The organism is Kitasatospora sp. NPDC127060 (genome assembly GCF_042724935.1).
In the GTDB taxonomy this organism is placed as follows: Bacteria; Actinomycetota; Actinomycetes; order Streptomycetales; family Streptomycetaceae; genus Kitasatospora.
Window position 1 is genome coordinate 91,642 of sequence record NZ_JBHXEG010000001.1, and the last position, 14,108, is coordinate 105,749.

Annotated in this window: 10 protein-coding genes; 8 read left to right on the forward strand and 2 right to left on the reverse strand. The window is 73.6% G+C overall.

Annotation, left to right across the window (positions count from 1 at the left end):
• Nucleotides 1–95: 95 nt before the first annotated feature.
• Entirely contained in the window at nucleotides 96–1,403 is a 1,308-nt protein-coding gene (locus tag ACFWIS_RS00370; RefSeq protein WP_380461839.1) for a M14 family zinc carboxypeptidase, read from the reverse strand.
• A 449-nt stretch (nucleotides 1,404–1,852) separates the two neighbouring features.
• Between ACFWIS_RS00370 and ACFWIS_RS00375 the strand changes: the two genes are divergently transcribed.
• The 6 genes from ACFWIS_RS00375 (at nucleotide 1,853) to obgE (ending at nucleotide 11,136) form a co-directional block, all read left to right on the forward strand.
• Nucleotides 1,853–3,781 (forward strand): TIGR03960 family B12-binding radical SAM protein, encoded by a 1,929-nt coding sequence (locus tag ACFWIS_RS00375; protein WP_380461840.1) that lies wholly within the window; start codon nucleotides 1,853–1,855, stop codon nucleotides 3,779–3,781.
• A 222-nt stretch (nucleotides 3,782–4,003) separates the two neighbouring features.
• A complete protein-coding gene (locus tag ACFWIS_RS00380) occupies nucleotides 4,004–4,765 on the forward strand; it encodes a TIGR03936 family radical SAM-associated protein (protein WP_380461841.1) in 762 nt (253 codons plus the stop codon).
• A 435-nt stretch (nucleotides 4,766–5,200) separates the two neighbouring features.
• Nucleotides 5,201–8,719: a ribonuclease E/G gene (locus ACFWIS_RS00385; RefSeq protein ID WP_380461842.1), complete on the forward strand. Its 3,519-nt coding sequence runs from the start codon at nucleotides 5,201–5,203 to the stop codon at nucleotides 8,717–8,719.
• Nucleotides 8,720–8,950: 231 nt separating this feature from the next.
• Nucleotides 8,951–9,268 (forward strand): 50S ribosomal protein L21, encoded by a 318-nt coding sequence (gene rplU / locus ACFWIS_RS00390; RefSeq protein WP_030233759.1) that lies wholly within the window; start codon nucleotides 8,951–8,953, stop codon nucleotides 9,266–9,268.
• 14 nt (nucleotides 9,269–9,282) lie between these two features.
• A complete protein-coding gene (gene rpmA, locus ACFWIS_RS00395) occupies nucleotides 9,283–9,540 on the forward strand; it encodes a 50S ribosomal protein L27 (RefSeq protein ID WP_030233756.1) in 258 nt (85 codons plus the stop codon).
• Nucleotides 9,541–9,660: 120 nt separating this feature from the next.
• Entirely contained in the window at nucleotides 9,661–11,136 is a 1,476-nt protein-coding gene (gene obgE, locus ACFWIS_RS00400; protein WP_380461843.1) for a GTPase ObgE, read from the forward strand.
• A 77-nt stretch (nucleotides 11,137–11,213) separates the two neighbouring features.
• Here the strand turns inward: obgE and ACFWIS_RS00405 are convergent, their stop codons facing one another.
• Nucleotides 11,214–11,969, reverse strand: a complete 756-nt coding sequence (locus ACFWIS_RS00405; protein WP_380523433.1) for a hypothetical protein — start codon at nucleotides 11,967–11,969, stop codon at nucleotides 11,214–11,216.
• Between the two features lie 312 nt (nucleotides 11,970–12,281).
• Here ACFWIS_RS00405 and proB point away from each other — a divergent pair, with 312 nt between their 5' ends.
• Entirely contained in the window at nucleotides 12,282–13,418 is a 1,137-nt protein-coding gene (gene proB / locus ACFWIS_RS00410; protein ID WP_380462045.1) for a glutamate 5-kinase, read from the forward strand.
• A gap of 164 nt (nucleotides 13,419–13,582) precedes the next feature.
• Nucleotides 13,583–14,107 carry a hypothetical protein gene (locus tag ACFWIS_RS00415; protein ID WP_380462044.1) on the forward strand — a complete coding sequence of 175 codons (525 nt, stop codon included), beginning with the start codon at nucleotides 13,583–13,585 and terminating at the stop codon, nucleotides 14,105–14,107.
• Nucleotide 14,108: the final 1 nt, after the last annotated feature.

A 14,108-nucleotide genomic window follows, 5' to 3' on the forward strand; every position in this document is an offset into this window, starting at 1 on the left:
AGGACGGTGCAGGGCAGGGTGGGGCCGGTCCGGGAGCTATCCCGGCCCGGCCCTTCTGTCGTGTGGCAATGGATAGTTGACGAGTCGTCAGGTCGTCAGCTCGGCTGAAGCAGGCAGTCGGCGGCGGTGAGGACCGCCCGGGTCTGGTGGGCCAGCTGCTCCTGGACCGGCACCCAGCGGGCACCGAAGCGGTGACGCAGCCGCTCCAGACTGTCCGTGACCACGGCGCGGGCGCGCTCGCGGGCGGCCTCCGCCACCGGGCCGCGGACGTCGGCGAGCAGCCGCAGCAGGATCGAGGCGACCCGCAGCGGCAGCCGGGCCGCGACCAGCCCGGTGGTGGTCGCCCGGGAGACGCTCACCGGACCGGGGCACCACAGCTCCAGCCACTCGGCGGCCACCCGCGGCGCCACCGCCAGGTTGAACTCGACGGTGCGCACCAGCGGGCCGTACGCCTCCCGGGCCTGCGCCGGGACGCGGGCGAGCAGTGCGGTGAGCTGCTCGGTGCGGCGGGTGAGGTCGCGGGCGGCCTCGCCGACGGCCCGCGGCCCCGCCGGGTGGGTGCGGCCGTCGCCGACCGCGTCCACGGCCCACATCGGGACCTCCAGGACGGCGGTCACCGCGCCGTGCCGGGCCGCGTACGACCAGGTGGACAGCTCCGGCTCGTCCGGCAGCGCCCGGGAGGCACCGGCTCCGCCGGGCGCCGGCATCAGATAGGTGCCGGGGGCGGGGCTGGACCAGCCGATGGCGTCGTAGGAGTCCACGTCGAGCGGGATGCCGGCCCGGTCGGCGGAGCGGGCGAAGCGCTCGGCCAGACCGCGCACCGGGCCGGTCAGCTGGACGAAGGCGCCGCCGAAGTCCACCCCGTGCAGCGAGCACTGCAGGAAAGGGCGCAGCTCGTCGATCAGCCCGGTCAGCGCCAGGCTCTCCGGCATCGGCCGGCGGCCGGAACCCGGGGCGGGCAGCAGCTCGGGCTGCTCCTCGAAGGCGGGGCGGAAGAAGTGCTCGTAGTGGCGGTGCATGGTGAGCGGGCCGTCCAGCCAGCCGGCGTTGAGCGCGGCGCCGTCCGGGTCCAGGCACAGCAGCAGGTGCCAGGACAGGCCCGGCCGGGCGGGGCGCTCCAGCAGCACCTCGGCCAGGCGGACGGCGGCGGCGGTGCCGATCGGCTCGTTCGGGTGCGGGCCGCCGACCACCAGGGCGGCGCGCGGCCCGCGGTCCACCGAGAGCAGCAGCAGCGGGCGGCCGGCCCGGGAGCGGCCCACCTCGCGCAGCCGGCAGCGGTCGGGGTGGCGCAGGGCGAGCCGCCGGGCCGCGCACTCGGCCTGGGCCGGGGTGGGGTAGCGGGCCGGCCGGGCGTCGGGGGTTCGCAGGGTCAGGGGCCGGACCCGCCGACCGGTGTCGGTCATGGTTCTCCTTGCGACCGGTCGTACGGCCGCCGGGGCGCGGGCATGCCGCGCCGCCGGACGCGGCCTGCGGGCCGGGGACGGGCTCTGCGGGGCCGGGGGAGGGGGCCGCGCGGGGACGGGGGAGGGCGTGCTGGGGTGGGCTGGCCGCCGGGGGGAGTCGGCGTTGGCCGAGCGTACGACCCAACTCCCGTCTCGGGAAGGGGTGCAGGGCCTTGAGCAGGGCCCTGTCAGTACCGCACGGGCCCTCCGGGCGTGTCAACGGCGGACGGCGCCGGGCGGCGGGCGCGCACCGCGCGTGCCGGGGCGGTCACCGGCGGGCGCGGATCGCGCCGGGGCGCACGGGCGGGGACCGGCCCGGACGGGCCGTTCCCCGGATTGGGCTACCCTTGAGGGTCACCCCTCCCGTGCCGGATCGCGGCACCGAATCACGTCGTAAGGGTTCCTAGTACATGACTGTCGAATCGGTCTTCCCACGCCTGGAGGCCCTCCTCCCGCACGTCCAGAAGCCGATCCAGTACGTCGGCGGCGAGCTCAACTCGACCGTCAAGGACTGGGACGCCTGCGACGTCCGTTGGGCGCTGATGTACCCCGACGCCTACGAGGTCGGGCTCCCCAACCAGGGCGTCATGATCCTCTACGAGGTGCTGAACGAGCGCGAGGGCGTGCTCGCCGAGCGCACCTACAGCGTCTGGCCGGACCTCGAGGCGCTGATGCGCGAGCAGGGCGTCCCGCAGTTCACGGTGGACGCCCACCGCCCGGTCAAGGCCTTCGACGTGTTCGGGCTGTCGTTCTCCACCGAGCTCGGCTACACCAACATGCTGACCGCGCTCGACCTGGCCGGCATCCCGCTGGAGGCCAAGGACCGCACCGACGAGGACCCGATCGTCCTGGCCGGCGGCCACGCGGCCTTCAACCCGGAGCCGATCGCGGACTTCCTGGACTGCGCGGTGATCGGCGACGGCGAGCAGGCCGTCCTCGACATCACCGAGATCATCCGTGCCTGGAAGGCCGAGGGCCGCCCGGGCGGGCGCGACGAACTGCTGCTGCGCCTGGCGCGCACCGGCGGGGTGTACGTGCCGAAGTTCTACGACGTGGAGTACCTGGCCGACGGCCGGATCGGCCGCGTGGTGCCGAACGCCCCGGGCGTTCCGTGGCGGGTGTCCAAGCACACCGTGATGGACCTCGACGAGTGGCCGTACCCCAAGCAGCCGCTCGTCCCGCTCGCGGAGACCGTCCACGAGCGGATGTCCGTGGAGATCTTCCGCGGCTGCACCCGCGGCTGCCGCTTCTGCCAGGCCGGCATGATCACGCGCCCCGTGCGGGAGCGAAGCATCACCGGCATCGGCGAGATGGTCGAGCGCGGGCTCAAGGCGACCGGCTTCGAGGAGGTCGGCCTGCTGTCGCTGTCCAGCGCCGACCACACCGAGATCGGCGACATCGCCAAGGGCCTGGCCGACCGCTACACCGAGGACAAGATCGGCCTGTCGCTGCCGTCCACCCGCGTCGACGCCTTCAACATCGACCTCGCCAACGAGCTGTCCCGCAACGGACGCCGCTCGGGCCTCACCTTCGCCCCCGAGGGCGGCAGCGAGCGCATGCGCAAGGTGATCAACAAGATGGTGTCGGAGGAGGACCTGATCCGCACCGTCGCCACCGCCTACGGCAACGGCTGGCGCCAGGTGAAGCTGTACTTCATGTGCGGCCTGCCCACCGAGACCGACGAGGACGTGCTCCAGATCGGCGAGATGGCGAAGAACGTCATCCAGAAGGGCCGCGAGGTCACCGGCCAGAACGACATCCGCTGCACCGTCTCCATCGGCGGGTTCGTGCCCAAGCCGCACACCCCGTTCCAGTGGGCCCCGCAGCTGTCCGCCGAGGCCACCGACGCCCGCCTCGCCAAGCTGCGCGACTCCATCCGTGGTGACCGCAAGTACGGCAAGAACATCGGCTACCGCTACCACGACGGCAAGCCCGGCATCGTCGAGGGCCTGCTCTCCCGTGGCGACCGCCGGATCGGCGCCGTCATCCGCGCCGTCTACGAGGACGGCGGCCGCTTCGACGGCTGGCGCGAGTACTTCTCGTACGACCGCTGGATGGCCTCCGCCGAGAAGGGCCTGGCCGGCACCGGCGTCGACGTCGACTGGTACACCACCCGCGAGCGCTCCTACGAGGAGGTGCTGCCCTGGGACCACCTGGACAGCGGCCTCGACAAGGACTGGCTGTGGGAGGACTGGCAGGACGCCCTGGAGGAGGTCGAGGTCGACGACTGCCGCTGGACGCCGTGCTTCGACTGCGGCGTGTGCCCCCAGATGCAGACGGCCATCCAGATCGGGCCCACCGGCAAGAAGCTGCTGCCGTTGACGGTCGTCAACAAGTAGGCGACGGTACGTCCTTCGACCCCCGTCCGGAGTGTTCCGGGCGGGGGTCGGTCGTGGGCGGCTGACCAGGGGCGGAGCGAGGGGGGTGGCGGGGCGCGTACCCTTTGAGGTGACAGCGTCCGGACAGTGGCGGGTTTGCGCCGCGCCGGACGGGGAGAACTGACTAAGGACTGAGCGACCCTGGCACGCCGTACGCCCGATGGTCCGCCGCCCGCGCCGACGGTGCAGCGGATTCGTCTCCGCTACACCAAGCGCGGCCGGCTCCGCTTCACCAGCCACCGTGACTTCCAGCGCGCCTTCGAGCGCGCCCTGCGCCGGTCCGCCGTTCCGATGGCCTACTCGGCCGGCTTCACCCCGCACCCGAAGGTCTCCTACGCGAACGCCGCCCCGACCGGGGTCGCGAGCGAGGCGGAGTACCTGGAGATCGGGCTGGCCGCCGCGCGTGACCCGGAGGAGCTGCGGGCGCAGCTGGACGGCTCGCTGCCGCCCGGCCTGGACGTGATCGACGCGGTCGAGGTCCGGACGCCGAACTTCGTGGAGCGCCTGGAGGCCTCCGAGTGGCTGATGCGCCTGGACGGCGTGGAGCCGGACGAGGCGGTGCAGGCGGTCCGGAAGTTCCTCGCCGAGGAGAAGGTCGAGGTCGAGCGCCGGACCAAGAACGGCGTGCGGGTCTTCGACGCGCGCGGTGCGGTGGCGGCGCTCGAAGCCGTCGAGCCGCAGGTCGACGGCGGTGCGGACACGGAGGTCGGAACCGACCGCGATGTTCGGACCGGCCGTCCCTGTGCGATACTGCGCCTGGTAGTACGACACGCGACACCCGCCGTACGACCCGACGACGTATTGTCCGGTCTCCGTGTGACGGCCGACCTGGCGCCGCCAGTCCCCGCTGAGGTGACCAGGCTGGCGCAGGGGCCGCTCGACGAGGAGTCCGGCACGGTGACCGACCCGCTGGCGCTCGACCGCGCTGCGGCCCCGGCAGGCTGAGAAACGGCCGCCGGGCCGCGCGCTACCGCGTCCGCCTAGTGGGCGGAGGCCGGGTCCAGTACCTCACTGGACCCGAAGGTCCTCCAGGGTTCCCGCGGCTCCCCAGGGGAGCGAGCGTCGTCGCAGCACAGGCCGGCCACTCGGGGCCCGTCGACCAGGACGGTCGATGGGCCCGGGGCCCCGTCCGGGAGCCACCCGGGGTTGGGGGACGGCTCAGCTTGGGAAAACCACAGAAGACTGGTCAGACCAGAAGACTTTCGACACCCCGCGCCACGCGGGGCGCCGAGCGAGACTACGAGCCCCTGTGCGGCCTCGCGTCCGCGCGGCGGCACCGTCAAAGGGTCCGGCCCGAGCATCGTCGCGATGCCGGCCGCCCACTGGTGCCGTGCCGTGCCCGGATGCGGAGCCCGGGGGCCTGACGGGAGATCCACCCGCATGCTCGATAACACCGATCCGCAGCAGAACGCGGCCACGGAACAGAACGAAACCGCCGCGACCGGTGGTGAGGGCGCGTCCGCCGCGCCGCCGCGCCGTCGTCGCCGGGCGGTGTCCCGCCCGGCGGGCACCCCGCAGGGGGCGGCCACCGAGGCGGCCGAGACGGTCGTCCCGGTTGAGACGACGGTCATCCCGGCCGAGGCGCCTGCCGCCGAGGCGGCCCCGGTTGCCGAGAAGCCGGTCCGGGCCCGCCGGACCCGCAAGCGGGCCGAGGCTCCGGCCGGTGCTCCGGAGGAGACCGCGATCGTGGTCACCGCTCCGGAGGCCGAGGAGGCCAAGGCGACGGAGAGCGAGGTCGCGCAGACCAAGGCCACGCAGACCAAGGCCGAGGAGAAGGCGGAGAAGCCCGTTCGGGCCCGCCGCACCCGCAAGCGGGCCGAGGCGCCCGTCGAGACCGTCGCCGCCGAGGAGCCCGCGGCCGAGACCGCCGCCCCGGTCGCGGTCCCCGTCGCCGAGCCGATGGCCGAGGAGGCCCCGGCCGCTCCGGCCCGCCGCCCCCGCCGCCGTCGCGTGGTCGAGGCCGCGCCGGTGGTCGAGGCCCCGGTCGAGGAGCCGGTGACCGAGGAGCCCGCCGTCGAGGAGGAGCCCGTCGCGGAGGAGGCCGTCGAGGCCGCCGTCGAGGCTCCCGCCGCCGCGCCCGCGCCGGTCGCCGAGGCCGAGCCGCACCACCGGGTGCGCCGCCGTGCGGTCCGCCCGGCCACCGCGGTGTTCCAGGCGCCGGTCTTCCAGGAGCCCGCCCCCTACGTCGCGCCCGCCGCGCCGCAGCAGCCGGCCGCCGCCGCGGCTCCGGCCCCGGTGCCGGTCGAGGCTCCGGCTGCCGCCGAGCGCTCGGAAGAGGACGAGTACGAGTACAGCGGCGTCGGCCGCCGTCGCCGGGTCCGCACCCGGGTCGAGCCGGGCCGCCGCAAGGCCGCCGCCGAGGCCCCGGCCAAGGCGCCCGCCAAGGCTGCCCCCGCGAAGGCCGCCGCCGCCAAGGCCCCCGTGGTGGAGGCCCCGGTCGTCGAGGCGCCCGCCGTGGAGGCCCCCGCCGCCGGTCCGGAGACCGAGGACGAGTGGGAGGACGGCCGTCCGTCGCGCCGTCGCCGTCGGGGCGGCCGCCGCCGTCGCCGTGGCGAGGCCGAGGAGTTCGAGGCCGCCGAGACCGAGCAGCCCGTCGCCGAGGAGCCGGCCCACGTCGCCGAGGAGGAGGACGAGGACGAGGACGATCTGGCCGCCGGCCTGTCCTCGTCCCGCCGTCGCCGCCGCCGTCGCCGCCGCAGCGGTGAGGCCGGTGCCGTCGAGACCGCCGAGACCACCGAGGACGGCGTCCGCACGGTGGTGAAGGTGCGCGAGCCGCGCCGCCGCTCCACCGAGCCGTCCTTCGACCCGGACGAGGTGCAGTCCATCAAGGGCTCGACCCGTCTGGAGGCGAAGAAGCAGCGCCGCCGCGAGGGCCGCGAGCTGGGCCGCCGCCGGGTGCCGATCATCACCGAGGCCGAGTTCCTGGCCCGCCGGGAGTCGGTCGAGCGCGTCATGGTGGTGCGCCAGAACGGCCAGCGCACCCAGATCGGCGTGCTCGAGGACGGCGTGCTGGTCGAGCACTACGTCAACAAGGAGCAGGCCACCTCGTACGTCGGCAACGTCTACCTGGGCAAGGTCCAGAACGTGCTGCCGTCGATGGAGGCCGCCTTCGTCGACATCGGCAAGGGCCGCAACGCGGTGCTGTACGCCGGTGAGGTCAACTTCGGCGCGCTGGGCCACGGCGGCCCGCGCCGGATCGAGTCGGTGCTGAAGTCCGGCCAGTCCGTGCTGGTGCAGGTCTCCAAGGACCCGATCGGCCACAAGGGCGCCCGCCTGACCAGCCAGATCTCGCTGCCCGGCCGCTACCTGGTGTACGTGCCCGAGGGCTCGATGACCGGCATCTCGCGCAAGCTGCCCGAGAACGAGCGCGCCCGGCTGAAGCAGATCCTGAAGAAGATCGTCCCGGACGACGCGGGTGTCATCGTGCGCACCGCCGCCGAGGGCGCCTCCGAGGAGGAGCTGACCCGCGACGTCCAGCGCCTCCAGCAGCAGTGGGAGGAGATCCAGAAGAAGGCCGCGACCGGCAACGCCCCGGCGCTGCTGTACGGCGAGCCGGACATGACCGTCCGGGTCGTCCGCGACATCTTCAACGAGGACTTCACCAAGGTCATCGTCTCCGGCGACGAGGCGTGGACGACCATCCACGAGTACGTCTCCAACGTGGCTCCGGACCTCGCCGAGCGGCTCCAGCGGTGGACCTCCGAGGTGGACGTGTTCGCCACCTACCGGATCGACGAGCAGCTGATGAAGGCGCTGGACCGCAAGGTCTGGCTGCCCAGCGGCGGTTCGCTGGTGATCGACCGCACCGAGGCGATGGTCGTCATCGACGTCAACACCGGGAAGTTCGTCGGCCAGGGCGGCAACCTGGAGGAGACGGTCACCCGGAACAACATCGAGGCGGCCGAGGAGATCGTGCGCCAGCTGCGGCTGCGCGACCTCGGCGGCATCATCGTGATCGACTTCATCGACATGGTCCTGGAGTCCAACCGCGACCTGGTGCTGCGCCGCCTGCTGGAGTGCCTGGGCCGGGACCGGACCAAGCACCAGGTGGCCGAGGTCACCTCGCTGGGCCTGGTCCAGATGACCCGCAAGCGGGTCGGCCAGGGCCTGCTGGAGTCCTTCTCCGAGGCCTGTGTGCACTGCAACGGCCGCGGTGTGATCGTCCACATGGAGCAGCCGAGCGCCCACGTCCACACCTCGGCGGCCGCTGCCGTCGAGGCCGGCAGCGGCAAGCGCCGTCGCCGGGGCAAGGGCGGCGCGGGCCACGAGGAGCCGCAGGCCGTCGAGGCCGGGTCGACGGTGGCCGAGGCCTTCGCCGAGGCCGACGTGGAGCTGGCCGAGCCGGTGCGCGAGGAGATCGAGGGCCAGCTGGCCCTGGAGGTCCCGGGCGTCGAGGTGACGGAGGAGGCCCCGGCGGCCGAGACCGCCGTGGTCGAGGCCCCCGTCGCCGCTCCGGCCGGCCGTCCGCGCCGCCGCGCGGTGCGCAAGGCGACGGCTCCGGCGGGTGCTCCGCAGGCCGCCGAGATCGTGGTGCTGCAGGCGAAGGCCGACGCGGCCCTGGAGGCGGCCCTGGCGGCCGCCGCCCCGGCCGTCGAGACCGCGGAGGCCGTCGTCGAGGCCGCCGCGGAGGCGGCGCCCGAGGCCGTCGCCGAGCCCGCCGTCGTGGAGGCCGTGGAGGCCCCCGCAGCGGAGGAGGAGTCCGCCGAGGAGGCCCCGGCTCCCAAGAAGCGGGCCGCCCGTAAGACCGCCGCGAAGAAGACCGCCGCCAAGAAGACGACCGCCGCCAAGAAGACGACCGCGGCGGCCAAGAAGACCACCGCCCGCAAGACCGCGACCAAGCGGACGAGCGCGGCGGCCAAGAAGGCCGCGGCCGCCGAGGGTGATACGGCGGCCGAGTAGTGCCCGAGCCCGGGGCGGGAGTCCTTCCCGCCCCGGGCCGTACGGGCCGGTTTGCCCCCGGGGCGGCCGGTCCGTATTCTTGACCTTCGGCGTGTCTACGCCGCGCTCCCGAGCACATCACCTTCCCGAGAGCACCGCGCCCAGCGCGGGGCGAACGGGGAGAGGCTCCTGTGTCCGTACCCAGGCGGCTGGCGTCGGGAGTTCCGACCGAGTTGGGAAAGTAGGTACCGCATGTACGCGATCGTTCGCGCAGGCGGCCGCCAGCACAAGGTCGCCGTCGGCGACGTGCTGGAGATCGACCGTATCGAGGCCAAGCCGGGTGACTCGGTGGAGCTCTCGACCATCCTGGTCGTCGACGGTGACGCCGTCACCTCCGACCCGTGGGTCCTGGCCGGCGTGAAGGCTCACGCCGAGGTGGTCGACCAGACCAAGGGTGACAAGATCGTCATCCTGCGCTACAAGAACAAGACCGGCTACCGCCGTCGTCAGGGTCACCGTCAGAAGCACACCGCGGTGCGCATCACCAGCATCGACTCGGTCAGCAAGTAAGGGGATAGCGGAAAATGGCACACAAGAAGGGCGCAAGCTCTACTCGTAACGGCCGTGACTCGAACGCCCAGCGCCTCGGCGTGAAGCGCTTCGGTGGCCAGGTCGTCTCCGCCGGCGAGATCATCGTCCGCCAGCGTGGCACCCACTTCCACCCGGGTGCCGGTGTCGGCCGTGGTGGCGACGACACCCTGTTCGCGCTGACCGCCGGTGCGGTGCAGTTCGGCAACCGTCGCGGCCGCAAGGTCGTCAACATCGTGGCCGTCGAGGCCTGAGTCCCCGCGGACTCTCGAGTCTCTCCAGACTCACACTGAAGGGTGGGCCGGAATGTTCCGGTCCACCCTTCGGCTTTACGCAGACAGCAAGCAGACAAATCCGCACTGGAGGCACACCTCATGACCACCTTCGTGGACCGCGTCGAACTCCACGTCGCCGCGGGTAACGGGGGCCACGGCTGCGCCTCCGTGCACCGGGAGAAGTTCAAGCCGCTCGGCGGGCCGGACGGCGGCAACGGCGGGGAGGGCGGCAGCGTCATCCTCACCGTGGACGCGCAGGTCACCACCCTGCTCGAGTACCACCACTCGCCCAAGCGCAAGGCCACCAACGGCAAGCCCGGCGCGGGCGGCCACCGGACCGGTGCCGACGGCGACGACCTCGTCCTGCTGGTGCCGGACGGCACCGTGGTGCTGGACCGCAAGGGCAACGTGCTCGCCGACCTGGTCGGCCACGGCACCAGCTTCGTCGCCGCCCAGGGCGGCCGCGGCGGCCTCGGCAACGCCGCGCTCGCCTCGGCCCGCCGCAAGGCCCCCGGCTTCGCACTGCTCGGCGAGCCGGGCGACGCCCGTGACATCGTGATGGAGCTCAAGTCCGTCGCCGACGTGGCCCTGGTCGGCTACCCGAGCGCCGGCAAGTCCTCGCTGATCTCGGTGCTCTCCGCCGCCAAGCCGAAGATCGCGGACTACCCGTTCACCACCCTGATCCCCAACCTCGGCGTGGTCACCGCCGGCGACACCGTCTACACCATCGCCGACGTGCCCGGCCTGATCCCCGGCGCCAGCCAGGGCCGCGGCCTGGGCCTGGAGTTCCTGCGGCACGTCGAGCGCTGCTCGGTGCTGGTGCACGTTTTGGACTGCGCCACCCTGGAGCCCGGCCGCGACCCGCTGAGCGACCTGGAGACCATCGAGGCCGAGCTGGCCGAGTACGGCGGCCTGGAGGACCGGCCGCGTCTGGTCGCGCTCAACAAGGTCGACGTCCCGGACGGCCAGGACATCGCCGACCTGACCCGCGCCTCGCTGGAGGAGCGCGGCTTCCAGGTGTTCGAGGTCTCCGCCGCCTCCCGCAAGGGCCTGCGCGAGCTGAGCTTCGCGGTGGCGAAGATCGTCGCCGAGGCGCGCGCCGCCAAGCCGGTGGAGGAGTCCACCCGGATCGTGCTGCGGCCTACCGCCGTGGACGACGAGGGCTTCACCATCGAGGAGGAGGACGGCGCCTACCGCATCCGCGGCGTCAAGCCGGAGCGCTGGGTCCGCCAGACCGACTTCAGCAACGACGAGGCCGTCGGCTACCTCGCCGACCGGCTGGCGCGCCTCGGCATCGAGGACCGGCTGTGGAAGATCGGGGCGCACGAGGGCGACACCGTCATCATCGGCCCTGAGGAGAACGCCGTCGTCTTCGACTGGGAGCCGACCATGGCCGCCGGCGCCGAGATGCTCGGTCGCCGCGGTGAGGACCACCGGATGGAGACCCAGCGCCCGGCCGTCGACCGCCGGCGCGAGAAGCAGAAGGGCCGGGACGCGGCCGAGGCCGAGTTCCTCGCCTTCGAGGCGCTCTCCGGCGGCCGGCAGGCCGCCATCGAGGACGACGAGGACCAGTAGGTCCGGTCGGTCTCCGGAAAGGCCCCCACCGCCTCGAGGCGGTGGGGGCCTTTCCCGTGCTCAGGGGTGACGCGGCGTCACTTCGACCAGGAGGCCTGGAGCTTGAGCAGGTCGTTCAGGTCGGTGTAGCCGACCGCGACCGGGCTGGTGCCGGCGATCGAGATGATGTCGCAGCCCTTGGTCTCGGCGCCCTTGGCGACGCCCTGGAACTTCGCCCCGGTGCACTTGGGCAGCGGGTTGGAGGCGGTCAGGACGGGCAGGCCCTTGTTGCCGGCGGCGTCGAAGAGGACGAACTTCGAGTCCGGGGCGGTGAAGGACAGGCTGGCGTCGCCGAGGTTCTTGACGGTGTAGCTGACGTAGACCGGGGTGCGGCCGTCCAGGCCGGTGGTCGGGACCTTGGCGGCGGTGAGGTCCTGCAGCGAGCCGACCTCGATGCCGGTGACGGTGATCTGCAGCTTGGTGGAGACGTTGGAGGTCTTGTCGGCGAAGTCGACGGTGGCCGGCTGGCCCACCTTCACCGCGGTGGCGGCCTGCGGGACCTTGCCGCCGCCCGCGCCACCGGCGCCGCCGCCGGCCGCACCGGCCGTACCGGCGCCACCGCCCGCCGCACCGGCGCCACCGGTCGCGGCGCCGCCGGTGGCCGCGCCCGACGGGGCGGCGGTCGAACCGCCGGCCGCACCGCCACTGGCCGCCCCGGTCGGGGCCGGAGCCGCTCCGGTGGCAGCGCCCTTGCCGGTCGGGGAGTCCGAGTTGTCCGGGCCGCACGCGGCGAGCGAGAGGGCGGTGGCCGCCGCCAGGGCGGCGACGGTCAGCTTCGTGGTGTGCGAACGCATGATGTGCTTTTCTCCTGGCGCGCGACCGCGAACCCGTTGCCGGTCTGCCCAGCGCGGTGCCGCCCCCGTGTCACAGGAAGGTCGAAGACGAGTGGGCACAGCGGGCAGGAAGCCGTCCCCCGATCTGGCTTTCGGTCAGGGACCATACCAGCCATCCGGATGGGCGGCCGGGCTGTGGCGGGCCGGTGACCAGGGCGGGTCCAGCCGGTGAAACCCCCTGGGGGTGACCTGCGCGGATCGCGTAGATTTCGGGCATGACGGCCGGGCCGGGCCCCGCCGCACCAGCACCACACCGGAAGGGCGTACAGCGAGATGAGCGAGGACTCACTGCGGGAGGAGGTGCTGACCGCACGGCGGATCGTGGTCAAGGTCGGCTCCTCCTCACTCACCACGGCGGCCGGAGGCCTGGACGCCGACCGGGTCGACGCCCTGGTGGACGCGCTCGCCAAGGTGCGCAGCCGTCCGGACGCGCCCGAGGTCGTCCTCGTCTCCTCCGGTGCCATCGCCGCCGGGCTCGCCCCGCTGGGCCTGGACAAGCGGCCCAAGGACCTGGCCCGTCAGCAGGCCGCCGCCAGCGTCGGTCAGGGACTGCTGGTCGCCCGGTACACCGCCTCCTTCGCCCGGTACGGCATCCGGGTCGGCCAGGTGCTGCTCACCGCCGAGGACGCCAGCCGGCGCGCCCACTACCGCAACGCCTACCGGACGCTGGACCAGCTGCTGGCGATGGGCGCGATGCCGGTCGTCAACGAGAACGACACCGTCGCCACCGCCGAAATCAAGTTCGGGGACAACGACCGGCTGGCCGCGCTGGTCGCCCACCTGGTCCGGGCCGACCTGCTGGTGCTGCTCTCCGACGTGGACGGCCTCTACGACGGCGACCCGTCCCGGCCCGGCACCAGCCGGATCGCCGAGGTGGGCGGCCCGCACGACCTCGACGGCATCCAGATCGGCAGCGCCGGCAAGGCGGGCGTCGGCACCGGCGGCATGGTCACCAAGGTCGAGGCGGCCCGGATCGCCACCGGCGCGGGCATCCCGGTGGTGCTCACCGCGGCCAGCCACGCCGCCGACGCGCTGGCCGGACGGCCCACCGGCACGCTCTTCCGGCGCACCGGCAGCCGCACCTCCGACCGGATGCTCTGGCTGGCCCATGCGAGCAGCCCGCGCGGCGCCCTGCACCTGGACGCGGGCGCGGTCGAGGCGGTCGTCTCCGGCGGTGCCTCGCTGCTGCCGGCTGGGGTGACCAAGGTCGACGGGGAGTTCGCCGCGGGTGATCCGGTGGACCTTCTTGCCGAAAACGGCCACATCGTGGCCCGCGGGCTGGTCAACTTTGATGCGAGGGAGTTGCCCCGCCTGCTCGGCCGGTCCACCCGCGACCTGGCCCAGGAGTTCGGCGCCGGGTACGAGCGCGAGGTCGTCCACCGCGACGACCTGGTCGTTCTGCACGGCTGACCGGCCGTCCGGCCGGCACCGGCCGAGTGGCGCAGTGCGGTCGGCGGGCCGCTCCGAAACCGGGAGCGGCCCGGCCAACGGGCGAGGAGGGGCGCAGCCGTACCGGTCGGCCGAGGGCCGGCGGGCCGGGGGACGACACGAGATCGCCGAACAGGAGGCCGCCGGTGGAACGCAGGCGCGAGGCAGCGCTGACCGGAGGGACGGCGGGCCGGCGGCTGACCAGTATCGACGGCGGACGCGGGGACGCCCCCGCCGAGCCGGCCGGTCCGTCGCCGCAGAGGCCCGGCGGGGTGCGCAGGGTGCGGCCGCAGCGCGCCCAGGCCGCGGACCCGCCCAGCGTGCCGGAGCAGGCACGGCTGTGGCACGTGGTGCTGAGCGTGGCCGGGCAGACCACCCCGCTGTCCTCGCTGCGCGCCTCACTGGAGCAGCTGGCGCACGACCACTCGTTCTTCCTGACCGCCCGCTACGCGGCCGACCACGCCGAGATCCGGTACTGGGAACAGGCCCGGGACCTGCACGACGCGGCGGCGATCGCGCTGCGGCTGTGGGGCGAGCACAAGGTGACCGCCAAGCTGCCGCCGTGGGAGATCGTCGGGCTGGAGGTGGTGGACCGGGCGACGTACCACAAGCGGGTCGCGGAGGGCTTCGGTACGCCGCCGCCGCACCTGGGCGGGGTGCACCCGTACTGAC

Bases quoted from the DNA above. Each gene is read 5' to 3' on its own strand.
- ACFWIS_RS00370 (WP_380461839.1), bottom strand. From the start codon at position 1,403: ATGACCGACACCGGTCGGCGGGTCCGGCCCCTGACCCTGCGAACCCCC.
- proB (WP_380462045.1), top strand. From the start codon at position 12,282: ATGAGCGAGGACTCACTGCGGGAGGAGGTGCTGACCGCACGGCGGATC.
- obgE (WP_380461843.1), top strand. From the start codon at position 9,661: ATGACCACCTTCGTGGACCGCGTCGAACTCCACGTCGCCGCGGGTAAC.
- rpmA (WP_030233756.1), top strand. From the start codon at position 9,283: ATGGCACACAAGAAGGGCGCAAGCTCTACTCGTAACGGCCGTGACTCG.
- ACFWIS_RS00375 (WP_380461840.1), top strand. From the start codon at position 1,853: ATGACTGTCGAATCGGTCTTCCCACGCCTGGAGGCCCTCCTCCCGCAC.
- ACFWIS_RS00405 (WP_380523433.1), bottom strand. From the start codon at position 11,969: ATGCGTTCGCACACCACGAAGCTGACCGTCGCCGCCCTGGCGGCGGCC.
- ACFWIS_RS00385 (WP_380461842.1), top strand. From the start codon at position 5,201: ATGCTCGATAACACCGATCCGCAGCAGAACGCGGCCACGGAACAGAAC.
- rplU (WP_030233759.1), top strand. From the start codon at position 8,951: ATGTACGCGATCGTTCGCGCAGGCGGCCGCCAGCACAAGGTCGCCGTC.